The sequence below is a fragment of the Streptomyces sp. NPDC048612 genome, from assembly GCF_043199295.1.
Classification (GTDB): domain Bacteria; phylum Actinomycetota; class Actinomycetes; order Streptomycetales; family Streptomycetaceae; genus Streptomyces.
Genome location: NZ_JBICVV010000019.1, coordinates 101,694 through 126,160, shown reverse-complemented (window position 1 = coordinate 126,160; position 24,467 = coordinate 101,694). Strand labels below are relative to the sequence as shown.

24 protein-coding genes are annotated in these 24,467 nt (G+C 73.2%); 9 read left to right on the top strand and 15 right to left on the bottom strand.

The genetic code is table 11. The features are described 5' to 3' along the window. Positions 1–137: 137 nt before the first annotated feature. Positions 138–1,091: a zf-HC2 domain-containing protein gene (locus ACGFN2_RS25930; protein ID WP_393364370.1), complete on the bottom strand. Its 954-nt coding sequence runs from the start codon at positions 1,089–1,091 to the stop codon at positions 138–140. Further along, the gene (sigE, locus tag ACGFN2_RS25925; protein WP_393364367.1) at positions 1,088–1,780 is read right to left on the bottom strand and encodes an RNA polymerase sigma factor SigE; all 693 of its coding nucleotides are present in this window, start codon (positions 1,778–1,780) and stop codon (positions 1,088–1,090) included. The genes ACGFN2_RS25930 and sigE overlap by 4 nt, the downstream gene beginning before the upstream one ends. Positions 1,781–2,065: 285 nt before the next feature. Here sigE and ACGFN2_RS25920 point away from each other — a divergent pair, with 285 nt between their 5' ends. Continuing rightward, positions 2,066–2,749, top strand: coding sequence for an O-methyltransferase (locus ACGFN2_RS25920; protein WP_362605446.1), 684 nt, complete (start codon positions 2,066–2,068; stop codon positions 2,747–2,749). A 155-nt stretch (positions 2,750–2,904) separates the two neighbouring features. On the opposite strand, the gene ACGFN2_RS25915 is transcribed toward ACGFN2_RS25920, so the two are convergent. After that, complete coding sequence (locus ACGFN2_RS25915) at positions 2,905–3,072, bottom strand: DUF3117 domain-containing protein (RefSeq protein ID WP_006603288.1); 168 nt, start codon at positions 3,070–3,072, stop codon at positions 2,905–2,907. A 323-nt stretch (positions 3,073–3,395) separates the two neighbouring features. Here ACGFN2_RS25915 and ACGFN2_RS25910 point away from each other — a divergent pair, with 323 nt between their 5' ends. Then, a complete protein-coding gene (locus ACGFN2_RS25910; RefSeq protein WP_362605448.1) occupies positions 3,396–4,196 on the top strand; it encodes an enoyl-CoA hydratase-related protein in 801 nt (266 codons plus the stop codon). Between the two features lie 34 nt (positions 4,197–4,230). Here ACGFN2_RS25910 and ACGFN2_RS25905 read toward each other — a convergent pair whose 3' ends face one another. Together ACGFN2_RS25905 and ACGFN2_RS25900 are read right to left on the bottom strand one after the other, a co-directional pair. Beyond that, the gene (locus tag ACGFN2_RS25905; protein WP_393364363.1) at positions 4,231–4,836 is read right to left on the bottom strand and encodes a DNA-3-methyladenine glycosylase I; all 606 of its coding nucleotides are present in this window, start codon (positions 4,834–4,836) and stop codon (positions 4,231–4,233) included. Beyond that, positions 4,833–5,279 (bottom strand): DivIVA domain-containing protein, encoded by a 447-nt coding sequence (locus tag ACGFN2_RS25900; RefSeq protein ID WP_362605452.1) that lies wholly within the window; start codon positions 5,277–5,279, stop codon positions 4,833–4,835. The genes ACGFN2_RS25905 and ACGFN2_RS25900 overlap by 4 nt, the downstream gene beginning before the upstream one ends. Before the next feature lie 92 nt (positions 5,280–5,371). Between ACGFN2_RS25900 and folP the strand changes: the two genes are divergently transcribed. Further along, positions 5,372–6,232 carry a dihydropteroate synthase gene (folP, locus tag ACGFN2_RS25895; RefSeq protein ID WP_393364360.1) on the top strand — a complete coding sequence of 287 codons (861 nt, stop codon included), beginning with the start codon at positions 5,372–5,374 and terminating at the stop codon, positions 6,230–6,232. A gap of 24 nt (positions 6,233–6,256) precedes the next feature. On the opposite strand, the gene ACGFN2_RS25890 is transcribed toward folP, so the two are convergent. Both ACGFN2_RS25890 and dapE read right to left on the bottom strand, forming a co-directional pair. Then, positions 6,257–7,006, bottom strand: a complete 750-nt coding sequence (locus ACGFN2_RS25890; protein WP_393364357.1) for a TIGR00730 family Rossman fold protein — start codon at positions 7,004–7,006, stop codon at positions 6,257–6,259. A gap of 111 nt (positions 7,007–7,117) precedes the next feature. After that, a complete protein-coding gene (dapE, locus tag ACGFN2_RS25885; RefSeq protein WP_362605456.1) occupies positions 7,118–8,209 on the bottom strand; it encodes a succinyl-diaminopimelate desuccinylase in 1,092 nt (363 codons plus the stop codon). A gap of 40 nt (positions 8,210–8,249) precedes the next feature. Between dapE and ACGFN2_RS25880 the strand changes: the two genes are divergently transcribed. Beyond that, entirely contained in the window at positions 8,250–9,179 is a 930-nt protein-coding gene (locus ACGFN2_RS25880; protein ID WP_362605458.1) for a heavy metal transporter, read from the top strand. A 302-nt stretch (positions 9,180–9,481) separates the two neighbouring features. Then, positions 9,482–9,940: an ATP-binding protein gene (locus ACGFN2_RS25875; protein ID WP_362605460.1), complete on the top strand. Its 459-nt coding sequence runs from the start codon at positions 9,482–9,484 to the stop codon at positions 9,938–9,940. 72 nt (positions 9,941–10,012) lie between these two features. On the opposite strand, the gene dapC is transcribed toward ACGFN2_RS25875, so the two are convergent. Further along, a complete protein-coding gene (dapC, locus tag ACGFN2_RS25870) occupies positions 10,013–11,146 on the bottom strand; it encodes a succinyldiaminopimelate transaminase (RefSeq protein WP_362605462.1) in 1,134 nt (377 codons plus the stop codon). A gap of 177 nt (positions 11,147–11,323) precedes the next feature. Further along, the gene (gene fdxA / locus ACGFN2_RS25865; protein ID WP_033319951.1) at positions 11,324–11,644 is read right to left on the bottom strand and encodes a ferredoxin; all 321 of its coding nucleotides are present in this window, start codon (positions 11,642–11,644) and stop codon (positions 11,324–11,326) included. A gap of 140 nt (positions 11,645–11,784) precedes the next feature. Between fdxA and ACGFN2_RS25860 the strand changes: the two genes are divergently transcribed. Next, entirely contained in the window at positions 11,785–12,876 is a 1,092-nt protein-coding gene (locus ACGFN2_RS25860) for a GNAT family N-acetyltransferase (RefSeq protein ID WP_362605464.1), read from the top strand. Positions 12,877–12,892: 16 nt separating this feature from the next. Beyond that, the gene (locus tag ACGFN2_RS25855) at positions 12,893–13,768 is read left to right on the top strand and encodes a transglutaminase-like domain-containing protein (protein ID WP_362605465.1); all 876 of its coding nucleotides are present in this window, start codon (positions 12,893–12,895) and stop codon (positions 13,766–13,768) included. On the opposite strand, the gene ACGFN2_RS25850 is transcribed toward ACGFN2_RS25855, so the two are convergent. From ACGFN2_RS25850 to ACGFN2_RS25830, 5 genes are all read right to left on the bottom strand, one after another. Continuing rightward, entirely contained in the window at positions 13,735–14,871 is a 1,137-nt protein-coding gene (locus ACGFN2_RS25850; RefSeq protein ID WP_393364350.1) for a PP2C family protein-serine/threonine phosphatase, read from the bottom strand. The two genes, ACGFN2_RS25855 and ACGFN2_RS25850, sit on opposite strands and share 34 nt — an antisense overlap. 154 nt (positions 14,872–15,025) lie before the next feature. Continuing rightward, positions 15,026–17,173, bottom strand: a complete 2,148-nt coding sequence (locus ACGFN2_RS25845) for a hypothetical protein (RefSeq protein WP_393364347.1) — start codon at positions 17,171–17,173, stop codon at positions 15,026–15,028. Positions 17,174–17,388: 215 nt separating this feature from the next. Continuing rightward, positions 17,389–17,916 (bottom strand): DUF6113 family protein, encoded by a 528-nt coding sequence (locus tag ACGFN2_RS25840; RefSeq protein WP_362605470.1) that lies wholly within the window; start codon positions 17,914–17,916, stop codon positions 17,389–17,391. Beyond that, positions 17,913–18,899 carry an N-acetyl-1-D-myo-inositol-2-amino-2-deoxy-alpha-D-glucopyranoside deacetylase gene (mshB, locus tag ACGFN2_RS25835; RefSeq protein ID WP_393364344.1) on the bottom strand — a complete coding sequence of 329 codons (987 nt, stop codon included), beginning with the start codon at positions 18,897–18,899 and terminating at the stop codon, positions 17,913–17,915. The genes ACGFN2_RS25840 and mshB overlap by 4 nt, the downstream gene beginning before the upstream one ends. Positions 18,900–19,009: 110 nt before the next feature. After that, entirely contained in the window at positions 19,010–19,204 is a 195-nt protein-coding gene (locus ACGFN2_RS25830; RefSeq protein ID WP_006603310.1) for a hypothetical protein, read from the bottom strand. 287 nt (positions 19,205–19,491) lie between these two features. Between ACGFN2_RS25830 and ACGFN2_RS25825 the strand changes: the two genes are divergently transcribed. After that, positions 19,492–21,678, top strand: coding sequence for a prolyl oligopeptidase family serine peptidase (locus tag ACGFN2_RS25825; RefSeq protein WP_393364340.1), 2,187 nt, complete (start codon positions 19,492–19,494; stop codon positions 21,676–21,678). A 124-nt stretch (positions 21,679–21,802) separates the two neighbouring features. On the opposite strand, the gene ACGFN2_RS25820 is transcribed toward ACGFN2_RS25825, so the two are convergent. Continuing rightward, the gene (locus tag ACGFN2_RS25820) at positions 21,803–22,909 is read right to left on the bottom strand and encodes a hypothetical protein (protein WP_393364337.1); all 1,107 of its coding nucleotides are present in this window, start codon (positions 22,907–22,909) and stop codon (positions 21,803–21,805) included. A gap of 486 nt (positions 22,910–23,395) precedes the next feature. Between ACGFN2_RS25820 and ACGFN2_RS25815 the strand changes: the two genes are divergently transcribed. Continuing rightward, positions 23,396–24,430 carry an ABC transporter permease gene (locus ACGFN2_RS25815; protein ID WP_362605478.1) on the top strand — a complete coding sequence of 345 codons (1,035 nt, stop codon included), beginning with the start codon at positions 23,396–23,398 and terminating at the stop codon, positions 24,428–24,430. The last annotated feature ends 37 nt before the right edge of the window (positions 24,431–24,467 follow it).

Here is a 24,467-nt window from a genome sequence, read left to right as displayed (position 1 = left end):
TCGTCCATGCTCTCCCCAGAGTTCGCCCGCGTCGTGCGCGGGCCACCACCACCTCGCGGACGCGCCCGCTCAGGGGTGCGCCGCCCCACAGCGATTCAACCAGTTCCGCAGGGGGCGGCGCAGGGGACGGTCGACGGTCAGCGCCGGGCGGGGCCTCCGCCCTCGGCGGACGGGGCTGCCACGGCCGCGGAGCCGATCAGCGGACGCTTGGGCTCCAGGGGCGGGAGCGCCGGTGAGTTCTTCCGCACCGGGCTGTTGCCGGTCACGGCGGTCAGGGGCGCGAGGTGGTACGCGGAGGCCGGACCGGTCGCGGCTATCAGCGGTGAGAGGCCGAAGCGGCCGGCAGGCACCGACGGTGCCGAGGCCGTCGCGTAGGGGGCGGGGGGTGTCGTACCGGGGCCGTACAGGGCCATGGCGCTGGGGGCCGGGGCCAGGGGTGGACGGCCGGACGGCTGGCGGTCGCCGGAGCCGGAGTTCCCCGCGGCGTACTCCGCGCCGCGCAGCAGGGAACCGTTGTCGGCGGCGGGGCGGGCGCCGAGCGGGGTGACGGCCGTGCCGCCGCCGTCGACGCGTCCGCCGGGCAGATCGACGGCCGCTTCCAGTGGGAGGGCGCCGCCCAGCGCGAAGGCCGCGAGGGAGACCGCACCGGCCGCCGCGAAGGCGAACCGGCGCCGCTGTGCGGGACGGTCGGCCTCGGGCACCCGGAAGCCGCGGGCACGCGGCTGGGCGGGCAAGGCCATGGCATGGCCGGAGTGGCCGCCGGGGACATAGCCGAACGCCCCGCCGCCGCGGGCGAACTCACCGCGTCCGAGGGCGCCGCTGCCGAGCCGGCTGCCGGGGCCTTCCTGGTCACCGCCGGGCAGCTGCTGCAGACGTGCCAGCAGGCCTTCGGAGGGACCGGGGGGTGCCGCCTGTGCGAACACGTTCTTCAGCCGACGCTGGGCGTCGGCCTCCGCCTTGCACTTGCCGCAGGTCGCGAGATGCGCGAGCACCCGCTCGCGCGCGTCATGCCCCAACTCGCCGTCGACCAGGGCCGCAAGGCGGTCGCCGAGATGCTGCTCGGCGGGGGACGGACCGCCGCTGCCGCTCACGCGATTCCGACCTCCTGCGAGGGCACCACGGCCAGCGAGCGCCGCTGCTCGCGCTCTTCGGCGCGGGTGGCCGGGGCACGGTGCTTGAGGGACTTGCGCAGATGGGAGCGACCGCGGTGGATACGGCTGCGGACCGTGCCGAGCTTGACGCCGAGCGTGGCGGCGATCTCCTCGTAGGACAGCCCCTCGATGTCGCACAGCACCACCGCGGCGCGGAACTCGGGCGCCAGGGTGTCCAGAGCTTGCTGCACATCTGCGTCGAAGTGGGTGTCGTTGAAGTGCTGCTGCGGGGAGGGCTCGCGGCTGGGGAGCCGCTCGGCGGCGTCGTCACCGAGCGCGTCGAAGCGAATACGCTGACGGCGCCGGACCATGTCCAGGAAGAGGTTGGTCGTGATGCGGTGCAGCCAGCCCTCGAAGGTGCCCGGGGTGTACGTCGACAGCGAGCGGAAGACGCGGACGAACACCTCCTGGGTGAGATCCTCGGCGTCGTGTTGATTGCCGGTGAGGCGGTAGGCGAGGCGGTAGACCCGTGCACTGTGGGTGCTGACGATCTCCTCCCAGCTGGGCGGAGTCCACGCCTGCGCATCCGCGTCTGCGGCGAAGGTCGCGGTGGTCGCGGAGTCGGCGGCGGAGGCCCCTCCCATGCCCTTCGGGCCATGGGGGCGGAAACGGTCAGCAGTGTTTGTCACGGATTTCGGCTCGACGAACGACCTTTTCAAGCGCCTCAGCACCCCTCGGTCACCCGCCGCAGCCGCACCTCCCCTGGTGGCTCTGGTGGCGTCCAGTAGAGCCCCTACCATATCCACCTCGCCCGTTAGCTCCGGATAAGCAGTTTTGACCTGCATTTGGCCCTGCTTCTGGTCCTGGTCCGTGTCTCGCGCAGTCGTCACCGTGCATCCCCCCGTCCTCCCGCTACCCCTTCATAACGTCCGGTCCCATCTGCGGGTTCCCGGACGCAGCGGATACAGTCACGGTTGCGTCAACTACGGGGACAGGAGAGGGCCATTACCGGCAACCGGCAGACGAGCCTGGCATTCGCCGAGGCGTACGGCGCCGGGACCCTCGACGACAGCGCAGAGGCCGCCCTGCACTGGTCCCGTGACCGTGCGCGGGAAGCCGGTATCCGCACGGTGACCACCGGCACCGGCTCCGCCCTGCGTCTCCTCGCCGCCGCCGTCGACGCCAAAGCGGTCGCCGAGATCGGCACCGGCACGGGCGTGTCGGGCATCTACCTCCTGCACGGCATGCGGCCCGACGGGGTGCTGACCACCGTGGACCTGGAACCCGAGCGGCAGGGCTTCGCCAAGCAGGCGTTCCGCGCGGCGGGCTTCGCCGGGAACCGCGCCCGCTTCATCCCCGGCCGCGCCCTGGACGTCCTGCCCCGGCTCGCCGACGGCGGATACGACCTCGTGTACTGCGACGGCGATCTCATGGAGTGCCTGGAGTACCTCGCTGAATCGTTGCGGCTGCTGCGCCCCGGCGGCCTGGTGTGCTTCGAGGGCGTCTTCGCCGACGGCCGTACGGTCGACTCCGCGGTGCAGCCCGCGGAGGTGCTGCGGCTGCGGGAACTGCTGCGGACCGTACGGGAGAGCACGACCCTGGTGCCGTCCCTGTTGCCCGTCGGCGACGGACTGCTCTGCGCGGTCAAGCGCGGTTGACCGCGTCCCCCACCCGGTTGACCGCGTCCCCCGCCCGCATGCAAACGGCCCCGGCGGGCGGCGCACCTTCACTGCGCGCCACCTGCCGGGGCCGGTGTCATACGGCTGGGGATACCGGGGTCAGCCCCGGGAAACCGCCGGTTGCGCCGCCCTTGTCAGACGGTGACCTTGTCCAGGGCCTCACCCAGGGCCTTGGCTTCGTCGGGGGTCAGCTCGACGACGAGCCGCCCGCCGCCTTCGAGCGGAACACGCATGACGATGCCCCGCCCCTCCTTGGTCACCTCGAGCGGGCCGTCACCCGTCCGCGGCTTCATGGCCGCCATGCTCGTTCCCCTTCCTGAAACCAGCTCATCTCAGCCGACGGCCCGGATAGGCACGTGTCACCGGCATCGAACACATTGCTTCCAGGCCATTATCCCGCATCGAACGACCCGATGACCAACATCGGGCTGCATCCCTTCGGCAACGCGCTCCCGCAAACCCCCGCAATTCGGAGAGGCGGCTGCAATACTTCTCCGCCCGCCGACCTCCGGCGCGCCCATGATCTTTGATGTACGTCACATGCCGAGGCCCGATGATCTCCGGCATCCTGAGCGCTGACTGCCGCTGCCGCGCAGTCCGAGCCGCGACGGAGGGGACTCCCACTATGGCCGACACCGTGCTCTATGACGTGACCGACGGACTCGCCACGATCACGCTCAACCGCCCGGACGCGATGAACGCGCTGAACATCGAGGCGAAGGTCCAGCTGCGGGACACCCTCCAGCAGGCCGCCGCCGATTCCGCCGTACGCGCCGTGCTGCTGACCGCCACCGGGCGCGCCTTCTGCGTCGGGCAGGACCTCAAGGAGCACATCGGCCTGCTGGCCGAGGACCGGGCGACCGGGTCCGGGAAGACCATGAACACCGTGCGTGAGCACTACAACCCCATCGTGACGGCGCTGACCGAGATGCCCAAGCCCGTGGTGGCGGGCGTCAACGGGGTCGCCGCGGGTGCCGGCGCGGGCTTCGCGATGGCCGCCGACTACCGCGTGGTCGCCGACTCCGCCTCGTTCAACACCTCCTTCGCGGGCGTCGCGCTGACCGCCGACTCCGGGATGTCCTGGACCCTGCCGCGGCTGATCGGCCAGGGCCGGGCCGCCGACCTGCTGCTCTTCCCGCGCAACATCAGCGCCCAGGAGGCGTACGAGCTGGGGATCGCCAACAAGGTCGTACCGGCCGAGGAACTGGCCGGGGAGGCCGCGGCCGTCGCCCGGCGCCTCGCCCAGGGCCCGACCGCCGCGTATGCCGCGCTCAAGGAGTCGCTGGCCTACGGTGCGGACCACTCGCTCGCCGAGACCCTCGGCAAGGAGGACGAATTGCAGGGCCGGGCCGGGGCGTCGGAGGACCACCGGATCGCGGTCGAGGCGTTCGTGAAGAAGGAGAGGCCGGTCTTCCTGGGGCGCTGACCCGCCCCGGGGCCGTCCCCGCCGGCCGGGCCGGTCAGCCGGCCGCCGCCTCCACGGCCGCCCGGACGTGGCACTCCGCCAGGTGGTCGTTGACCAGGCCGCAGGCCTGCATCATCGCGTAGGCGGTGGTCGGGCCGACGAAGCGGAAGCCGCGCTTCTTGAGGTCCTTGGCGAGCGCCGTCGACTCCGGGGTCGTCGGCTGGAGATCACCGACGGTGCGCGGCACCGGCCGGTCCGCGCGGTCGGGGGCGTAGGACCAGATCAGCTCGTCCAGTTCGCCGGGGGCCAGCTCCGCGGCGACCCTGGCGTTGTTGATCGTCGCGGCGATCTTGGCGCGGTTGCGGATGATGCCGGGGTCGGCGAGCAGCCGCTCGGCGTCCGCGGCCGTGAACCGGGCCACCTCCGCGATCCGGAACCCGGCGAACGCGGCGCGGAAGCCGGGGCGGCGGCGCAGGATCGTGATCCAGGAGAGGCCGGACTGGAATGCCTCCAGGCTCATCCGCTCGAAGAGGGCGTCGTCGCCGTGGACCGGCAGGCCCCATTCGGTGTCGTGGTAGGCGCGGTAGTCGGCCATCTGCGCCGACTCCATCCCCCAGGGGCAGCGCGGGATGCCGTCCGGTTCGCGCACCACGCCGCTCATGACCGCTCCTCGCCGTCCGCGCCCTTCCCGGGGGCGCCGGGGGCCTCGGGGGCGTCGGCGGACGCCCGGTCGCCGGCCCCGGCCTCCGGCACCGGCCCGAGCACGGGCGGCCCGTCCTGTATCAGCCCCGGGCCGCCCATGGCGGAGGCGTGCGCACCGGCCAGCGCGGCCTCCAGCTCGGCGATCCGGGCGTCCCGCTCGGCGAGTTCGGCGCCGAGGCGGTCCAGGACGTCGTCGACGTCGTTCATGCGATAGCCACGGACGGTCACCGGCAGGCGGACGGCGTCCACATCCGCGCGGGCCAGGGGGCGGTCCTCCGGCAGCGGGTCGTGCAGCCGGTCCGGCTCGGAATCCCGCAGCCCACCGCCGTCACCGCCGCCGACGACCACGAGCGTGACCGCGGCCACCACCACGACCATCGCGATCAGCAAGAACCAGAACACGACCAACTCCCCGGACTATGTGCCTGCACTGATCGTGCCATGCGGGTGTGACAGTTAGGGTCGCTCCCGGACCACGGAGAGGGAGTCAGGGAATGCTGCGGCTGGGGAATCGCGAGTTCGGCGCGCACGAGCCGGTGATCATGGCGATCGTCAACAGGACGCCGGACTCGTTCTACGACCAGGGCGCCACGTTCCGTGACGAGCCCGCCCTCGCCCGGGTGGAACAGGCGGTGGCCGACGGCGCCGCGATCATCGACATCGGCGGGGTCAAGGCCGGTCCCGGCGAGGAGGTGAGCGCCGAGGAGGAGGCCCGCCGCACGGTCGGGTTCGTCGCCGAGGTCCGCAGGCGCTTCCCCGACGTGGTGATCAGCGTGGACACCTGGCGGCACGAGGTCGGCGAGGCGGTCTGCGAGGCGGGCGCGGACCTGCTCAACGACGCCTGGGGCGGCGTCGATCCGCGGCTGGCCGAAGTGGCCGCGCGCTACGGCGTCGGCCTGGTGTGCACCCACGCGGGCGGCGCCGAGCCGCGTACCCGGCCGCACCGGGTGACGTACGACGACGTGATGGCCGACATCCTGCGGGTGACGCTCGGACTGGCCGAGCGGGCCGTGGAGTTGGGCGTCCGGCGGGACGCGATCATGATCGATCCGGGGCACGACTTCGGGAAGAACACCCGGCACAGCCTGGAGGCGACCCGCCGGCTGGGCGAGATGCGGGACACCGGCTGGCCGGTGCTGGTCTCGCTGTCCAACAAGGACTTCGTCGGCGAGACGCTCGACCGGCCGGTCAAGGAGCGGGTGCTCGGCACCCTGGCGACCACGGCCGTCTCGGCCTGGCTGGGCGCGCGGGTCTACCGCGTCCACGAGGTCGCCGAGACCCGGCAGGTGCTGGACATGGTGGCCTCCATCGCCGGTCACCGGCCCCCGGCGGTCGCCCGCCGGGGACTGGCGTGAGCCTCCCTGGCCACAGGACCGGCCCTAGATCCCGACCTCCTTGGTGACCAGCGCGATCGCCTCGTCCACGTCGTCGCTGAGGTGGAAGAGCTCCAGATCGTGCATCGACGCCTTGCCCTGGGCGATGAGGGTGTCGCGCAGCCAGTCGACGAGCCCGCTCCAGTAGGCCGTGCCGAACAGCACGATCGGGAAGCGGGTGACCTTGCGGGTCTGGACGAGGGTGAGCGCCTCGAAGAGCTCGTCGAGGGTGCCGAGGCCGCCGGGGAGCACCACGAATCCGCGGGCGTACTTCACGAAACACGTCTTGCGGACGAAGAAGTAGCGGAAGTCGACGCCGAGGTTCACGTACTCGTTCATGCCCTGCTCGAAGGGCAGCTCGATGCCCAGGCCCACCGACGTGCCGCCGGCCTCGTTGGCGCCCTTGTTGGCGGCCTCCATGGCGCCGGGGCCGCCCCCGGTGATCACCGCGAACCCGGCCTCCACCAGGGCCCGCCCGATCCGTACGCCGACGTCGTACTCCTTGGAGTCACGCGGCGTACGGGCCGAGCCGAAGACGCTGACGGCCGGGCCCAGCTCGGCCAGCGCGCCGAAGCCCTCGACGAACTCCGACTGGATGCGCATCACGCGCCAGGGGTCGGTGTGGACCCATTCGGAGGGGCCCTCGGAGTCCAGCAGCCGCTGGTCCGTGGTGCCGGTCTGCACCTGCTCCTGGCGGCGCAGTACGGGACCCAGCCGCTGCTCCTCAGGGACCGGTGCTCCCTCGGGACTGGCCATGTCGTGCTCCCTCCGCTGGCAGATCGTTTGCCGTTTCAGCGTAGATCCGAGGAGGTGAAGAGCAGGGGAATTCCGCGGGGATGCGACCGGTCGGCGCGGGCTCCGGGGAGGTCAGGCGGTCAGCCAGGCGCGCAGCCGCTCCTCGCAGTGCAGGATGCGGGCGGCCTCGACCCGCTCGTCCTTCTTGTGCGCCAGCAGCGAGTAGCCGGGGCCGTAGTTGACGGCCGGGACGCCCAGGGCGCTGAAGCGGGAGACGTCGGTCCAGCCGAACTTGGGCATCGCGGTGCCGCCGACGGCCTCCATGAACGCCTTGGCCGCCGGGTGGGCGAGCCCCGGAAGCGCACCCGGGGAGTGGTCGTCGATCACGAACTCGTCCACCGGGCAGTCCGCGAAGACCTCCCGGACGTGGGCGATCGCCTCGTCGGGGGTGCGGTCCGGTGCGTAGCGGAAGTTCACGGTGACGGTGCAGGCGTCGGGGATGACGTTGTTGGCGACGCCGCCCTCGACGCGGACCGCGTTGAGGCCCTCGCGGTATTCGAGGCCGTCGATGACCGGGCGGCGCGGCTCGTAGGCGGCGAGCTTCGCCAGGATCGGGGCGGCGGCGTGGATCGCGTTGGCGCCCATCCAGCTGCGGGCGGAGTGGGCGCGCTCGCCGGTGGTGCGCAGCAGGACCCGCAGGGTGCCCTGGCAGCCGCCCTCCACCTCGCCGTCGGAGGGCTCCAGGAGGACGGCGAAGTCCCCGGCGAGCCAGTCGGGGTGGGCGTCGGCGACGTGGCCGAGGCCGTTGAGGTGCGCGGCGACCTCTTCCTGGTCGTAGAAGACGAAGGTCAGGTCGCGGTTGGGCGCCGGGACGGTGGCGGCCATCCGCAGCTGGACGGCGACGCCGGACTTCATGTCGCAGGTACCGCAGCCCCACAGCACGCCGTTCTCGTCCAGCCGGGAGGGGACGTTGCCGGCGATCGGCACGGTGTCGAGGTGTCCGGCGAGCACCACCCGCTCGTCGCGGCCCAGGTGGGTCCGGGCGACGACGTTGTTGCCGTACCGGTCGACGGTCAGGTGCGGGAGCGCGCGCAGGGCGTGCTCGACGGCGTCGGCGAGGTCCTTCTCGTCGCCGCTCTCGGAGGGGAAGTCGACGAGCTGCGCGGTGAGCGCGGCGGAGTCGAGCGACAGGTCGAGGGCGGGGTGGTCTGTGGAGCGCTCCATGGGGCCGACCCTATCCGCAGCACTCCAGTACGGTGGGGCGGTGTCCGCCCCGTCCTCAGCTCCCCGCCGCCGCTCCCGCCTGTGGCGTACCGCAGCGGCCTTCGCCGTACTGATCGGTCTGGCCGGTTACCTCGTGGTGCAGTACGTGACCGGCGGCCCGGGAGCACCGCACTGCACGGTCCGCGCCGAGGGTGACGCGAAGGACTACGAGCTGTCCCCTGAGCAGGCCGCGAACGCCGCGACGATCTCGGCCGTGGCGTCCTCGCGCGGGCTGTCGGAGCGGGCGGTGACCATCGCGCTGGCGACCGCGATGCAGGAGTCGGGGCTGCGCAACATCGACTTCGGTGACCGGGATTCGGTCGGGCTCTTCCAGCAGCGGCCCTCGCAGGACTGGGGCACCGTGCGGCAGATCATGGACCCGGTCTATTCGGCCGGGGAGTTCTACCGTCACCTGGCGAAGGTGCCCGGCTACTCCCGGCTGCCGCTGACCGTGGCCGCGCAGAAGGTGCAGCGCAGCGGCTACCCGCAGGCCTACGCGAAGCACGAGGCGAACGCCGCCCGGCTGACCGGGGCACTCACCGGCCGCGACCACGACGCGATGAGCTGCACCGAGAGCAGCCCGGTGGACGGGACGGCGGGCGGCGCCAAGGCGGTACGGGAGCGGCTGGTGCGGGAGTTCGGCCCCGAGGTGCTGCCGCGGCCCGGCGCCACCCAGGGCCGCTCCGCGGGCGGCGGGAGCGGGGTGACGATACCGGTGCGGCAGGCCGGTGCGATGGCCTCGGGCGATGCCGAACGGCGCGGCTGGGAGCTGGCGATGTGGGCCATGGCGCACTCCGCCGAGCTGCACATCGAACAGATCTCTTACGCCGGCCGGATGTGGACGGCGGACGAGGCGGGGAAGGGCTGGCAACGGAAGCCGGCCGGCTCCGCGGTGGCCGCGCACCACGTTCGTATCATCACCGCGCAGTAGTTTGCCCGGTCGCCCGGAAGGGGCACCGGCAGCAATTCCCTTTTACCGAGGGGCAGTTGGCCGAGCGCACGGATAGGGCCCGGTCAATTCCCTTGCGGACAAAGGGCTGTGACGTTTCCGCGGCACTTCGGCGCGTGCGCATATTGCCCGTCTTTCGCCAGGGCCGATTATGTGACGCGTTACCAACTCTTTACCGGAGTTCACCGCAACCTTCGGGGTTCTGACGCGGTAGTCAGTGCGTCCGCCAGGCGGACATGGCACATCTGTCAGAAGTACGAGTCCTTCTCCGTAAAAGGAGCACCATGTCCCTCCCCGTTACGCGTCGGATCGCCCGAGCCGCCCTGCTCGTTGCAGCGGGTGCCGCTCCCGTGGTCGCTGCGGCCGGCTCCGCGAGCGCCGCGGAGCTGCCCACCAAGGCACTCGGCGGACTGACGGCGCCCCTGGACTCCCAGAACACCAGCGCGACCCTCGACCACACCGCGCGGGAAGGCGTCGGCCTGGTGAACGCGGCCGGCGGCAAGGCGGCCACCAAGCTCGCCCCGGCGCTCATCGAGACCGCCGGCCCGGTCGTGAAGAAGGCCATGCCGCTCACCCAGGCCGCCGCCGAGAAGGCGGAGAGCGTGGCCCGCCCGATCGCCAGGAAGGGCGTCTCGACCAGCTCGCTCCCGCTCGACGCCGCCAAGGGACTCGTCGGCTCGCCGCAGGGCCTGCTCGCGCCCGCCAAGGGCCTGCTCGGCGGTCTGCCGCTCGGCGGCCGCTGACCGCCGCCCGTACGACGCGCAGGGGCCCGGGGAGTTCGCTCTCCCCGGGCCCCTGCACGTGTCACTCGCGGCTCACTCCGCCAGACGGCGCACCGCGGCGGCCACCCGCTCGTCGGTGGCGGTGAAGGCGATCCGGACGAACCGCTCCCCCGCGGGGCCGTAGAACTCGCCGGGGGCGACCAGGATGCCGCGCTCGGCGAGGGCGCCGACGGTGTCCCAGCAGGGCTCGTCGCGGGTCGCCCAGAGGTAGAGCGAGGCCTCGCTGTGCTCGATACGGAAACCGGCCGCCTCGAAGGCCTCGCGCAGCGCGGCGCGGCGGCGGGCGTAGCGCTCCCGCTGCTCGGCGACATGGGCGGTGTCACCGAGTGCCGCGACGGTGGCGGCCTGGACGGGGGCCCCGATCATCATGCCGCCGTGCTTGCGGATCAGGAGCAGGTCGCCGAGGACCGCGGCGTCGCCGACGAGGAACGCGGAGCGGTAGCCGGCCAGGTTGGAGCGCTTGGAGAGCGAGTGGACCGCGACGATGCCGTCGTGGGAGCCGCCGCAGACGTCCGGGTGCAGCACGGAGACCGGGTCGGCCTCCCAGCCCAGTTCGAGGTAGCACTCGTCGCTGAAGACCAGCACCCCGTGCTCACGGGCCCAGGCAACGGTGCGGCGCAGTTCGTCGGCGCTCAGCACCCGGCCGGTGGGGTTGGACGGCGAGTTCAGCCAGAGCAGCTTCAGACCGCTGGGGTCCAGCTCCGTGGGGTCGTCGTAGACGACCGGCTCGGCGCCGGCCAGCCGGGCGCCGACCTCGTAGGTCGGGTAGGCCAGCCGGGGGTAGCCGACCTTGTCGCCGGGGCCGAGGCCCAGCTGGGTCGGCAGCCAGGCCACCAGCTCCTTGGAGCCGACGACCGGCAGCACGTTGGTGTGCTCCAGGCCCCGGGCGCCGAGGCGCTCGGCGGCCCAGCCGGTGAGCGCGTCCCGCAGCGCCGCGGTGCCCCACACCGTCGGGTAGCCGGGGCTGTCGGCCGCGGCGGTCAGCGCCTGCTGCACCAGTGCGGGGACCGGGTCCACCGGGGTGCCGACGGACAGGTCGACGATGCCGTCGGTGTGCGCGGCCGCGGTGGCCTTGTAGGGCTCCAGGCGGTCCCACGGGAAGACGGGAAGCCGGCCGCGGAGCGAGCCGCGGGGGGATTCGGGCCGGGGAGACGATGCTGCGCCCACGGTGCTCACTTTCTCGGGTGGTGCGGGGCCGTCGGCACGAACGCGTCGGTCCCGTACGGCGGCAGGCCGTACGGGACCGGGGCGGCGCCGTGCGACCTCCCGTGGCTGACACTGGAGGTGCCCCCAACGACAGGGGAGCAAGAGGGAGCGGGCGGGCTCCCCCTTGGTCCTCGGTCGTTACTGGTTCTGCGGCGGCAGTTCCGCGATGAAGGGGTGGTCGCGCTCGATCAGGCCGAGCTTGCTGGCACCACCGGGCGAACCGAGCTCGTCGAAGAACTCCACATTCGCCTTGTAGTAGTCCTTCCACTCCTCCGGGGTGTCGTCCTCGTAGAAGATCGCCTCGACCGGGCAGACCGGTTCGCAGGCACCACAGTCGACGCATTCGTCCGGGTGGATGTACAAGGACCGGGAGCCCTCATAGATGCAGTCGACCGGGCACTCCTCGATGCACGCCTTGTCCTTGACGTCGACACAAGGCTGCGCGATGACGTAGGTCACGCTGTCGTTCCTCCTCGGTAGGGCCGGCGGTCCGATTGGCAGTACCGCCGCTGGGCGCGCGGGAGCGCGGCGTCGTCGATGCCCGCCATCTAGTATCTCCGTTCCCGGGCGCGAGACGAACAAGAGGGGCGGTTTGAGCGATGGAATTCCTGGCCGGCGGGCGCGCGGAGGTCCGTATCACCCGTGCTGACGTGGGCAAAAGGGTATCCGTCCGGCGTCTGACCGGGGACGGCGCGGGTGGTCCGGCGTTCACCGACGCGGTCGGCGTTCTCACATCCTGGGATCAAGGTGTGCTGAGCATCACACGGCGCAACGGGGAGATCGTCGCGGTCGAGGAGTCCGCGATGGTGGCGGCCAAAGTGGTACCCGACCGTCCGGCCGCCCGGCACGGGGGCGCGCGGCCCTCCTCGGGGGAGCCCTCCCGACGGCGGGGCCCCTCGGCCACCGTCCGCGAACTGCAGACCGTCGCGGCCCGCGGCTGGCCCGCCGTGGAGACGGCGCGTCTCGGGGAGTGGACGCTGCGGGCCTCCGGCGGCTTCACCCGGCGTGCCAACTCCGTCCTGCCGCTCGGCGACCCCGGTGTCCCGCTGGGGACCGCCCTGGAGCGGGTCGGCCAGTGGTATGACGCGCGGGGCCTGCGGCCGACGATCATGGTTGCCACGGGGCCGGACGGCGGCGGCGCCGAGCTGGCCGCCGAGCTGGCGGAGCGCGGCTGGACCGACGAGGCGCACACCAGGATCAGGATCGCGGCGCTGGCACCGCTCGCCGACACCGAGGTCCCCGCCGGTTCCGCCGGGGGTGCCGCGCCCCGCGTCGTCCTGTCCCGGGAGCCCGGCGCGGACTGGCCGGCCCTCTACAACCGGACCGGCGAGGCCGGCCTGTCGCAGGAGGCGGCGCGGAACGCCCTGCGGGTGCTGACCGGCGGGCCCTCGGTGTGGTTCGCGACGGTGGCCGGTCCGGACGGCGGGACGGCGGCGATCGGGCGGCTGGTCGTCGACGGGCGCTGGGCGGGCTTCGCCGCGGTGGAGGTGGCGCCGGCCGCGCGGCGGCAGGGCCTGGCCACGGCGGTGATGGCGGCGCTCGCCGAGCGGGCCCTGGAGGAGGGTGCCTCGGCCGCGTATCTGCAGGTCGAGGCGGACAACGCGGGCGCGCTCGGGTTCTACGACCGGCTCGGCTTCACCGACCACCACGACTGTCACTACCGGCGGGCGCTGCCCGGCGGCCGGCGCTGAACGGGTATCCCACGCCATGTCCCAGGAACCCGAGTCCCCGGAGCCCGAGCCGCAGCAGGGTGACGCCCGCGGCGCACGGCGGCAGCGGTTCGCCGAGGCCGCGCGGGCCGAGCGGCCCGATCTGGCGCTGCTGTGCCTGCTGATCGGCGAGGAGGCCGATCCCGCGCTGGACGAGGCGGGCCGCGACGCGGTCCAGATCGAGCTGGACCGGCTGGCCGGGCTGCTCCCCTATTCCCCGGCGGGCGGCCCCGGCGCCTGGGCCCGTAACCTCGCCGAGCTGCTCGGCACCCGGTGCGGCTTCGGCGGCTCGCCCGCCGACTACCGGCGGCTGGAGTCGTCGCTGCTGCACGAGGTGCTGCGGCGGCGCCGGGGCCTGCCGATCCTGCTGTCGGTGGTGTGGATGGAGGTCGCCCGGCGGGCCGGTGCCCCGGTGTACGGGGTGGCGCTGCCGGGGCACTTCGTCGTCGGCTTCGGCGATCCCGCCGGACGGCACGTCCTCGCCGATCCGTTCGCGGGCGGCCGGCTGCTCACCGACGAGGACGCGGAGCTGCTGGTCACGGGGGCGACCGGGGAGCCGCTGAGCCCGCGGATGACGCAGCCCGCCGATCCGCTGGAGATCGTGCTGCGGATGCTCAACAACATCCGTGCCTGGGCGCAGGCCCGCCCGGAGCACAGCGCGGTGCAGCTGTGGGCGCTGGAGCTGTCGCTGCTGCTGCCGAGCCATCCGGCGCGGCTGCGCCAGGAGCGGGCCCAACTCCTCGTCGAGCGCGGGGAGTTCCTCGACGGGGCGGCCGAGCTGGAGGAGTACGCGCGGGTGGTGGAGGCGGTCGATCCGGCCGCGGCGAAGGCGCTGCGGCGTCAGGCCGCGGCGGCGCGGGCCATGCTCAACTGACCGGCGGGGTCGGGGTGTGCCCGGCGCCGGACGACCAGCACGGTCGCGTCGTCCTTGAGGCTGCCGTGGGTGAAGTCCTCCAGATCGGCGCGGAGGGTGCGGGCCAGGTCGGGGGGCTCCAGGTCCGTCCACCGGGCGAGCCGCTCGGCGAGCGGGTAGAACGTGCCGTCCGTGCCGCGCGCCTCGGTCACCCCGTCCGTGCACAGCACGATCCAGTCGTCGGGCTCGGGGTGCACCCGGACGCCGTGGCGGGGTTCGCCGCTGAGCGCGCCCAGGCCGAGCGGCAGCGCGCCCTCGCCGTCCCGGCGCTCGTGGACCTCGCCGTGCCGCACCAGGTAGTACGGGATGTGGCCGCAGGACAGCACCCGGCCCTCCGTCACCCCGTCCGCGCCGCGCAGCTCCAGCAGCAGCGCGGTCACGAAGCGCTCGTCGGTGCCCTCCTCGGCGGAGCGGGTGTTGTAGCGGGCCAGCGCCTGCTCCATGCGCCCGGCCACCGACTCCAGTGACTCCTGGTACTGCGCGGCCTCCCGGAACGACGCCAGCACCTCCAGGCCCGCGCCGATCGCCGGCATGCCCTTGCCCTGGACGTCGCCGATCATCAGCCGCATGCCGTACGGCGTGTCGATGGCCTCGTAGATGTCCCCGCCGACCCGGGCCCCCTCCTCGGCGGAGACATAGAAGCCGTACGCCTCGATCTGCCCGGCGCCGATCGGCAGCTCGCGCAGCATCGCCCGCTGGACGGTGTCGGCCACCAGGCTCGTCCGGGCGTGCAGCGCCTCCCGCTGGAGCCGGGTGCGGCACAGCGTCAGGGAGAAGGCCGCCACCAGGAAGACGCCGAAGATGCCGACGACCCGGCTGGCCAGGCCCCAGTCGGGCACGGTGAAGATGTCGACGTAGGTCAGGCACACCACGAAGACGGCCGCGACCGCGACGGTCTGCCGGAACGGGCAGCGCAGCGCGGCGTACAGCGGGGCGATGCCCATGAAGGCCGAGATGTGCAGCTCCGGTCCGGTCGTGGAGTCCAGCAGGGTGACGACGAGGATCGCGAGAATCAGCAGCACGGGAGCCAGGCGGCGGCTCTCCGTGGGTCGGTCGGCGGCCATCACCCTTCCAGCCTGCGGGAAACCGACCGGCGCCGCACCGGGGGCGGCCGGCCCGCGCGCCGCCCTCACAGGCGAGAGGCCCCCGGGGGCGTCCCGGTCGAGCCGGGACGACGCCCTGTGGGGGCCTCTCACCTGCGGTTTCGCGGTGCGGCGGTCAGTTGCCGTCGGTGGCGATGGTCTGGACCCGCTGGGCCGGGCCGGTGCCTTGCAGCGCCTTTCCGACCGCGCTCGCCACCTCCTCGACGCTGACCGGGTGCTTGGAGCCGTCGCCCTTGGTGACCAGGACGCCGTTGAAGGTGTCGCCGTACAGCGCCTTGAGGGCCGGCCGGTCGTAGTACGGCACCAGGGCGCCGTTGACGATCTTGAACGACAGGAACTTCGGGATGGACTTCTGCGGGCTGAAGGAGACCGTGTGCGCCGCGTCCGTGCGGACCGTCACCAGGCCGGACATCGCGGGCTCGGCGAACTGCTTCATCGCCCGGTCCACCGCGGCCTTGGTCACCTTCGGCTGCTGGGTGCCGGCGGCCAGCACCACGGGGGCGTCGGTGCCGGTGGCGGCGCGCTTGCGGTAGGCGTCGGCGACCTTCTTCTTGGACGTACCGATGTCGATCGCCTTGTGGGGCGCGCCGTAGTGGGGCACCGCCTTGCCGTTCTCGAAGGTGATCCCGCCGTCCGCGGCGGCGCCCCCGGGTCCGGTGGCGTTCTCCAGGGCGATCTGCAGCTTCTCGTCGTCGACGACGACCGCGGGGTCGGCCGTGCGGTGCACGCCGAACAGCGAGCCGATGACGGAGACCGGGTTGTAGTCCCGGCCGGCCGCCCTGCGCACCGTCGCCTGCGGGTCGATGTCCAGGCCCGCACGGGAGGGCCGGAGGCTCGTGGACTTGCCGTCGACGGTGAGCTTGAGCGGTGCGGTGCGGCTGTCCTTGAGGGCCGTCTCCAGCTTCTTGACGGCTTCTTCCTTGCTGGCGCCGCCGATGTCGACGCCGAGCGCGGTGGTGCCGTTGGGCACGTCGGCGTGGTCGAGCAGCAGCCCGGCGCCGTAGGCGACACCGGCCAGCACCACGACGGCGACACCCACGAGAACGAGCTTGTTGCGGCCCTTCTTGGGCGGGTTGATCGGCTCGGGGATCTTGGGCCGCGGCTTGGGGGCGGCACTGTCGCCCGCACCGGCCGGGGCAGCCGGGAAGGGGGACGGCGAGGACGGCTTCTCGGTCCCGGGGACCTTCGGGATGCCGCTGACCAGCGTGTCGCCGGACACCCGGTCACGGCCGCCGGAGGCGCCGCCCTGGGGGCCCTTCGGCCCGCGCGGCCCCTTCGGGGCTCCGGGGCCGGTGCCCTGGGGGCCGCCGGGCAGGCCGCCCGTGATGCCGCCGCCGCTGCCCGGTCCGGTGAGCGGGGCGGGCGGCTGCGGGGTCAGCTCCGCGGTGTCGTCGATCCGGGGCGTGCCGCCGGCGCCGGGGTCGCTGAAGCCGGGCGGGAGGTTGAGCGCGGAGGTGCCGCGGGCCGGTCCGGTGGTCGGACCGCTCGGGCCGGCCCCGGGGGTGTCGAACGGGCTGTGGTCCCGGGCGGGCGCGCCGGCGCCGTCGAACGGCGAGGCGCCGCCGGGCGCGGCACCGTCGAAGGGCGAGGCGCCGCTCCGCGGACCGCCGTCGAACGGCGTGGGGTCGCCCGTCCGGGCACCGCCGTCGAACGGCGAGGCGGCGCCGTCCTTCTTCGGGGCCGGGCCGTCGGAGAAGTACGGCAGGTCGGGGCGCTGCGGCGCACCGGTGCTGCCGGACGGACCGCCCGGCGGGGTCGTCCCGCCGGGGGCGGGCGGCACCGCGTGCGAGCCGGTGGACGAGGACGGGCCGCCGGCCCCGCCCTGCGGCTTGCGCGGGGCGAACCAGTCGCTGGTCTTCTCGGTCTGGCCGGCCTTCGCGGGCCGGCCGCCCGTGGGGGCGTCGTCCGCCGGGGCCTCGGGCCGGGGCGTGTTCGCCGTCCGTTCCGCGTTCCGCTCACCGCCGCGGGGCGTGCTCCGGGAACCGGCGGCACCGCCGGAACCAGCAGATCCGCTCATGCCGGACTCCTCACCGACGGGCTTGCGCACGACGACCGGCGGGATGGGGCGCGACCCCGGAATGTTGATCTTGATCCGCGTCGTCAGCGTGGTCTCGGTCTTGGGCTCCTCCGGGTGCTCCGCGGCACCGGGCGCCGGCTCGCCGGTCTCTCCCCTGGGCGAGCCGTAGGGCGGCGTCCCGGACGGGTACGCGGCTCCGCCACGGCCCTGGGGGCCGGAGGACGAACTGTCAGATTCACGACTCAAAGCAGGTTCTCCCGGTTGGCTCCGCCGCTCGTCAGAGATGATCCCCGGCCACAGGCCGGGAGGTGCCCCCAGGGCGGCGCGACGGCGCGCACCACCATACTGTCCGCCGCGGGCGGCCACCCCGGGAGCGTACGAACACCGCCGCCACGGGCGAACCCCCGGTACCCGGTCGGTTCACCCGGACCGGCACGGCATCCGTCCCGGTATGGGCCACGTCATCCGCCAACTCGGCCGTGCCCCACGCCCATCGGGCGCAGCTGCCGCGCGGTGGCGCAGATCACAGCGACCACGATGCCGCCCAGCAGGAAGATGTACGAGCCGAGCCCCGCACCGAAGAGGAAGTCGCCTTCCGGCCGGACGTTGCTGAGCAGCAGGAACACCGTCACCAGCCAGGCCGCGCCGGGCACCAGCACGCCCGCCGAGGTGCCGGTCGCGCGGGCGCCCCCGTAGAAGAGCCCGACGACGCCGCCCAGCGCCAGCGCCAGACCGCCGGGAAACCAGGCCGCCTGCACCAGCGTTCCGGCCCCGGCCACCAGGACGCCCGCGACCAGGAGCAGTACGTATATGCCGATCCGTCCCACCGTCAGCGGTGCGGCCGGTACGGCACCGGCCACCGGCGGCACCGGCGCCCCGGACCGCGCACCGGGCGTCGCGCCCGAGCCCGCCCGTGAGCGCTTTCCCTTGCCGGAGGCCGCGCCGCCGTTTCCCTCACCGGCGGTCCCGCCGCCCTTCGCCGCACTCATTCCGCCGCCTCCTCGATCCGGGCACTTTCCTCCATACCCGTCATATCGCCGATACCCGCGAAGAGATCGTCCTCCCGGACGCCGTCCGCGGCACCCCGGGCGCCGTGCACCAGCCGGTAGTGCTCCGTACCGAACAGCGGCTGGCCCAGGTCGTTGGAGAGCGCGAAGAACGGCCCGTCCACCGCGATCTGGGTGTAGTGCGCCCGCATCGCCGCGGCCTTCGCGGCCGCGTACTCGGGGGCGCCGGTGAGGGACGCCGCGACCTCGGAGTCCGGCACCGCCCCGGGCACATCGTCGACGGCGGCCACACCGGGGAAGCGGTGCCCGGCCGCGCGCAGCCGGGCGAAGCCCTCCTCGACCACCGAGCGGGGGTTGCAGTTCCAGTAGATCTTCCCGACCGCGTGCGCCGGGCCCAGCTCCGGCCGGAAGTCCGCGCGGGCGGCGAGTTCGGCACCGCGCATGGCGACCCGGTGCGCCTGGATGTGGTCGGGGTGGCCGTAGCCGCCGTTCGGGTCATAGGTGACCAGGACCTGCGGCCGGACCTCGCGGAGCACCGCCACCAGATGCCCGGCCGCCTCGTCGAGCGGGGCCTGCCAGAAGGCGTCCGGCCGGTCGTTCTGGGGGGCGCCCATCATCCCGGAGTCCCGGTAGCGGCCCGGTCCGCCGAGGAAGCGGTGGTCGGTGACGCCCAGGGCCGCCATCGCGGCCGCCAGCTCGTCCGCGCGGTACGGGCCGAGGGTGTCGTCACGGTCCGGCGCGAGCCGGGCCAGCTCGGGCGGGATGACCTCGCCCTCCTCGCCGAGGGTGCAGGTCACCAGGGTGACCAGCGCGCCCTCGGCCGCGTACTTGGCCATGGTCACGCCGTTGTTGATCGACTCGTCGTCGGGGTGCGCATGCACCAGCAGCAGCCGCCGGGAAAAGGCGGCGGGTGCGGCGCTCCCCTCGGCGGGCGGCTGCGGGGGACGGGCGGGCTGAGCGGTCATACCGACAGCCTACGAGCCGCCGGCTCACCCGCCCGCAGGCGATCCCGGCCGCCGCCGGTGCACCCGGCCGGGAGGCGGGCGCACGGCGGACGGGTCCGGCCGGCGGCGGCTCAGAACTTGATGTTCCCGAGCATGCCGGCCACGTTCGTCGTCAGCTGCTTGATCGTCGGGGCGATGGACGAGCTGGCCAGATAGAAGCCCAGCAGCATGCAGACCAGGGCATGCGGGGCCTTCAGTCCAGACTTCTTGACAAGCAAGAAGACGATGATCGCCAGCAGCACCACCGCCGAAATCGAGAGTGCCACGGCGGCTCACCTCCAAGTACTCACGGTCCGGACAGAGTTGAGGGTGCCCGAGCCGTCCTCACGACCCGCGCACCCGGGTATGCCAAGGGCTCTTTACCCCGTACCCACGGCACCCAAGGGATCATAACTTTCCGCGCTAGCGCATAAGTCGGAGCACGGAAGCAGAGCGGGGGCGCACATGATCTTCACGAGTGCGACCAGGGTGAGCCGTTCCTCCCCCCGGCGGCCGGCCGACGGGATTTCACGGCCAGGCCCCGAGCGGCGGGACAGCCCTTAGGCTCGGCACCATGACCGGACAGCCTTCGTTCCCGCGGCAGTACGCCCGTACGCAGCGCTTCACCCTGGGTGCGCCACGCAGCTACGCCCTCTCCCCCGACGGCGCGCGCGTCGTCTTCCTCCGCTCCGGTTCGGGCACCGACCGCAGTCAGCAGTTGTGGGTACTCGACCTGGACTCGGGACGGGAGTTCCCGGCCGCCGATCCGCAGGCCCTGCTGGCCGGCGCGGACGAGGAGCTTCCCCCGCAGGAGCGGGCCCGCCGCGAGCGCAGCCGGGAGAGTTCGGCGGGCATCGTCGGCTACGCGACGGACTCCGCGGTGGAGTTGGCGGCGTTCACGCTGTCCGGCCGGCTGTTCGTCTCCGAGCTGCGGGCCGGCACCACCCGGGAACTGCCCGTCCACGGACCGGTGGTGGACCCCCGGCCGTCACCGGACGGCCGGCAGGTGGCCTTCGTGGCGGACGGCCGGCTGCGGGTGGTGGCGGTGGACGGCGCCACGACGTCGGACGGGGACGGCGGCCCGGCGGACGGCGGACGGACGGACCGGGTGCTGGCCGAGCCCGACGGGCCCGAAGTGACCTGGGGGCTCGCGGAGTTCATCGCGGCCGAGGAGATGGGGCGCTACCGGGGATTCTGGTGGTCGCCGGAGAGCGACGCGGTGCTGGCCGCCCGGGTCGACGAGGCGCCGGTGCAGCGCTGGTGGATCTCCGACCCCGCCCATCCGGACCGGGAGCCCGCCCGGGTCGCGTACCCGGCGGCGGGCACCCGCAACGCCGTGGTCACCCTGACCCTGTTCGGCCTGGACGGCAGCCGCACCGACATCGGCTGGGACACCGAGCGCTACCCCTATCTCGCCCGCGTCCACTGGTCGGCGGCCGGGCCGCCGCTGCTGCTCGTCCAGGCCCGCGACCAGCGCGACCAGCGCTATCTGACCGTGGACACGACGACCGGCGCGACCCGGACGGTGCACGAGGACGAGGACGAGGCCTGGGTCGAGCCGTTCCCCGGGGTGCCGGCCTGGACGCCGGACGGCCGGCTGGTGCGGATCGCCGACGAGGGCGGCGCGCGCAAGCTGTTCGTCGGCGACCGCCCGCTGACCGGGGCGCCGCTGCACGTCCGGGCCGTCCTGGACATCGGCGAGGACGACGTCCTCTTCTCGGCCAGCGGCACGGACATGCACGACATCGGGGTCTACCGCGCCTGGTTCCGCGGCAGCGGCGACCAGGGCGGCTGGGAGCGGGTGGGCGAGCGGCCGTACCCGACGGTGTCCTCCGCGGTGCGCGGCGGTGCGCTGACCGTGCTGTCCCAGGCGTCCCTGGAGCGGCCCGGCACCCGGGTGGAGGTGGTGCGGACGGACGGTGACGGCGGTGAGAAGACGGTCGCCACGATCGGTTCGCACGCCGAGGAGCCGTCCCTGACCGCGCGCCCCCGGCTCGTCCTGGCCGGGGAGCGGCAGATTCCGTGTGCGGTGCTGCTGCCCGGCGACTACCGGGAGGGCGACGGTCCGCTGCCCGTACTGCTGGACCCGTACGGCGGTCCGCACGGCCAGCGGGTGGTCGCCGCGCACCACGCCCATCTGACCTCCCAGTGGTTCGCCGACCAGGGGTTCGCGGTGATCGTCGCGGACGGCCGGGGCACTCCGGGCCGCTCCCCCTCCTGGGAGAAGTCGGTCTCCCGGCGGATCGCGGAGTACGCGCTGGACGACCAGGTCCACGCACTCCAGGCGCTGGCCGAATCCTTTCCCCTCGACATGGAGCGGGTGGCCATCCGCGGCTGGTCCTTCGGCGGCTATCTCGCCGGGCTCGCCGCGCTGCGCCGGCCCGATGTCTTCCACGCGGCCGTGGTGGGCGCACCGGTGACCGATCTGCGCCTGTACGACACCCACTACCAGGAGCGCTACCTCGGCCACCCGGGCGAGGAGCCGGCGGTCTACGCGGCGAACTCGCTGATCACGGACGAGGGGCTGTCCGGTGCGCGGGAGCCGCACCGCCCGATGCTGATCGTGCACGGCCTCGCGGACGACAACGTGGTGGTGGCCCACGCGCTGCGGCTGTCCTCCGCGCTGCTGGCGGCGGGCCGCCCGCACGAGGTGCTGCCGCTGTCCGGGGTGACCCACATGGCATCACAGGAGCAGGTGGCCGAAAACCTGCTGCTGCTCCAAGTCGACTTCCTCAAGCGGTCGCTGGGGATGCGGGACTGACCGGGGACCGGCCGCGGGAATACCCTCCGCCGCCGCCCCGTTGTGGCTCCGCAGGGGGCACCCGCACCCCCTACGGGATCTGTTCGCCCGCCCCTTAAGCCCCGGCCCCCGCCCCCGCCGCGTCTCACCAGCCCGGCGGGAGCGTGGACGGCGGGGGTGGGGCATGCGGCGGGCGGGCCTCGCCCGGGGCGCCGCCGTAGGCCAGCACCGCCTCCGGGACGGCTGCCGGGACGCCGGGCCGGGCCGCCGCGATCAGCACGGCCAGCCCGGCGGCCGCCACGAAGGCCGCGGTGCCCACCTCCAGCCGGGCCGGGGCGGGGAGCGCGGCGAAGCGGCCCAGCTTGCCGGTGTGCAGGGCGAAGGCGAGCGCCACACCCCCGTGCACACAGAGCAGGGCCGCGGCCGTCAGTGCGGCCGGCCGGGCCCACGCCGCCCGGCGCAGCGCGGCGGCCGCGGCCGTCAGGGCCGACAGCGCGAGCGCCAGCGCCTGCCAGTGCACCGGGGGCTGGAGCAGCGCGCGGAAGACGGAGGCGTCACCGAACAGCCCCTTGCCGTAGAGGTCCCCGCCGAGCCGCGCCCACCAGTGCAGCTCCCAGCCAGCGACGGCCAGTCCGGCGGCCCCCAGGAGGACGGCGGTGGTGACGGCCGGTCCCTTGAACGGCCTGCCGGGCGCCTCGGGGGCCGCTCCCGGCGACACCGCGCGGACCACTCCGTACGCCGGGGTCACGGGCCGCTGCAGTGCGTGCGCACCCCGTGCCGTGGAGCCGTCCGGCTGCCGGCCCCGCACGCTCACCACGAGCAGGGCGACCGCCAGCGCGAGTTGGGCCAGGGCTGTCAGCCGTGCCCGCGCCGTGAGACCGCTGTCCAGTCCCTGGAGCCAGCCCGCGCCCAGCATCCACACCAGCGGGGTCCGCAGCAGCGCGGTGGCGGCGGCCAGGGAGAGCAGCGCGCCGGTGGCCACGGCCGAGGGGACCGCGGTGCGCAGGACGGCGACGGCGGCGACGAGTGCGCCGAGCACCAGCAGCGGGTCCAGCGCCGAGGTGGCCCAGGCGGTGAACTCCCGCGGCCGGGGCGTCTCCCCGAGCCAGAACCGGCCCACGTCCGCAGCCTGCTGAGCGATCGTCAGGTCGCGGATGATCCAGAGCGCGCTGAGCAGCGCGAGCAGCAGGCAGACCAGTGCGCCGAGGCCGCGCGCGCCGCGGGTGAGAACGCCGTCCCGCACTGTGGACACGGCTCGCCCCCCGTCCGTGTCGTAGTACCCGAGTCGTCCGCGGCACCCCCTACGGGAGGCGCCTTCCGCAGGTCTACTCCAGTCCCGGCCCGGGGACAACAGAGCCGTTCCGGACGACGGGTGAAACCCGGACAAAGCAGCAACCGGCCGGAGCGTCGCCTGACGCTCCGGCCGGTCTACGGCACCCGCACGGCCGTACGTTGTTCATCATGGCGCGTCCGTATATCGGTGTTGCGACAGTGAAGTTGCCTTCACGTTAAAGAAGTTGATGCGGATATGTCCCTCATGCCGCATATCACGCCCTCCTGTCAAGCACGCCCGGGAGACGATCTGCGCAATCTTCGCTCAAGAAGTAGACGACCTGTTCACGAGCACACCCGATCCCCTTGACTCCGCCATAAATCACTTGCGAAAGTCCGCTCATCCAGCGGTGCGACCAGGTGCCGCTTCACGTTCCAAGAGAACTCGGCGCGGGGGCACTTCGCGATGACTAGTCCATCCCAGACCGCGGCCAGCGAGTCCGTTTCGCAAGGACTTGGGCCCGAGGGTCTGAAGAAGGAAAAGAAGGGCAAGGGCGGTGAGCTCGTCGGCCGGTCCCCCGGCCAATTGATGTGGATGCGCTTCAAGCGCGACCGCACCGGTGTGGTGTGCGCGATCGTCGTTCTCGCGTTCTTCGTCATCGCGGCGCTGGCCCCGGTGATCGGAGCGCTGTACGGGAAGAACCCGTACACCCTCTACGGCAACGACAACTTCGACCTGCTGGACGAGTTCGGCTATCCGGTGGGTCCCAACGGCGGTATCTCCGGCGACTTCTGGTTCGGTATCGAGCCCTCGCTGGGGCGTGACCTGTTCACCCAGCTGCTCTACGGCATCCGGACCTCGCTGGGCATCTCCGTGGCGGTGACCCTGCTGGTGGTCGTCACCGGCACCATCCTCGGTGTCACCGCGGGCTACGTGGGCGGCCGGACCGACTACTGGCTCGGCCGGATCATCGACTTCCTGCTCGCCTTCCCCAGCCAGCTGACGTTCGTGGCGTTCATGCCGGTCGTCGTCGCGATCTTCGTGCCGCCGTCGGACGAGACCCCCACCTACGTACGCGTCGTGGCGCTGATCCTCGTGCAGTGGGCGCTGGGCTGGATGGGTCTGGCCCGACTGCTGCGCGGCCAGGTGCTGTCGCTGCGGGAGCGGGAGTTCGTCGAGGCCGCGAAGATCACCGGGGCGTCCCCCTGGCGGATCATCCGCAAGGAGCTGCTGCCCAATGTGGTGACGCCGATCCTGGTGCAGAGCACCTACATGCTCCCGCTGTTCGTCACGGCGGAGGCCGGCCTGTCCTACCTGGGCGTCGGCATCATGGAGCCGACCCCGGACTGGGGACGGCTGTTCCACACGGCCGGCATGGTCTACGAGAACGACCCGACCTTCCTGGTCTTCCCCGGTGCCGCGATGGTGATCTTCGTGCTGTGCTTCAACCTGCTCGGGGACTCGGTCCGGGACGCCTTCGACCCCAAGTCAGGGCGTTGATCGACCTCTTGAAGGGGGTTGCTGTCACCCCCGCGCC

Coding starts and splice junctions, on each gene's coding strand:
- folP (WP_393364360.1), top strand. CDS start 5,372: ATGCTGCGGCTGGGGAATCGCGAGTTCGGCGCGCACGAGCCGGTGATC.
- ACGFN2_RS25890 (WP_393364357.1), bottom strand. CDS start 7,006: ATGGCCAGTCCCGAGGGAGCACCGGTCCCTGAGGAGCAGCGGCTGGGT.
- ACGFN2_RS25825 (WP_393364340.1), top strand. CDS start 19,492: ATGACCGGACAGCCTTCGTTCCCGCGGCAGTACGCCCGTACGCAGCGC.
- ACGFN2_RS25905 (WP_393364363.1), bottom strand. CDS start 4,836: ATGAGCGGCGTGGTGCGCGAACCGGACGGCATCCCGCGCTGCCCCTGG.
- ACGFN2_RS25875 (WP_362605460.1), top strand. CDS start 9,482: ATGTCCCTCCCCGTTACGCGTCGGATCGCCCGAGCCGCCCTGCTCGTT.
- ACGFN2_RS25850 (WP_393364350.1), bottom strand. CDS start 14,871: ATGGCCGCCGACCGACCCACGGAGAGCCGCCGCCTGGCTCCCGTGCTG.
- dapE (WP_362605456.1), bottom strand. CDS start 8,209: ATGGAGCGCTCCACAGACCACCCCGCCCTCGACCTGTCGCTCGACTCC.
- ACGFN2_RS25860 (WP_362605464.1), top strand. CDS start 11,785: ATGGAATTCCTGGCCGGCGGGCGCGCGGAGGTCCGTATCACCCGTGCT.
- ACGFN2_RS25815 (WP_362605478.1), top strand. CDS start 23,396: ATGACTAGTCCATCCCAGACCGCGGCCAGCGAGTCCGTTTCGCAAGGA.
- ACGFN2_RS25855 (WP_362605465.1), top strand. CDS start 12,893: ATGTCCCAGGAACCCGAGTCCCCGGAGCCCGAGCCGCAGCAGGGTGAC.
- ACGFN2_RS25840 (WP_362605470.1), bottom strand. CDS start 17,916: ATGAGTGCGGCGAAGGGCGGCGGGACCGCCGGTGAGGGAAACGGCGGC.
- ACGFN2_RS25915 (WP_006603288.1), bottom strand. CDS start 3,072: ATGGCGGCCATGAAGCCGCGGACGGGTGACGGCCCGCTCGAGGTGACC.
- mshB (WP_393364344.1), bottom strand. CDS start 18,899: ATGACCGCTCAGCCCGCCCGTCCCCCGCAGCCGCCCGCCGAGGGGAGC.
- ACGFN2_RS25910 (WP_362605448.1), top strand. CDS start 3,396: ATGGCCGACACCGTGCTCTATGACGTGACCGACGGACTCGCCACGATC.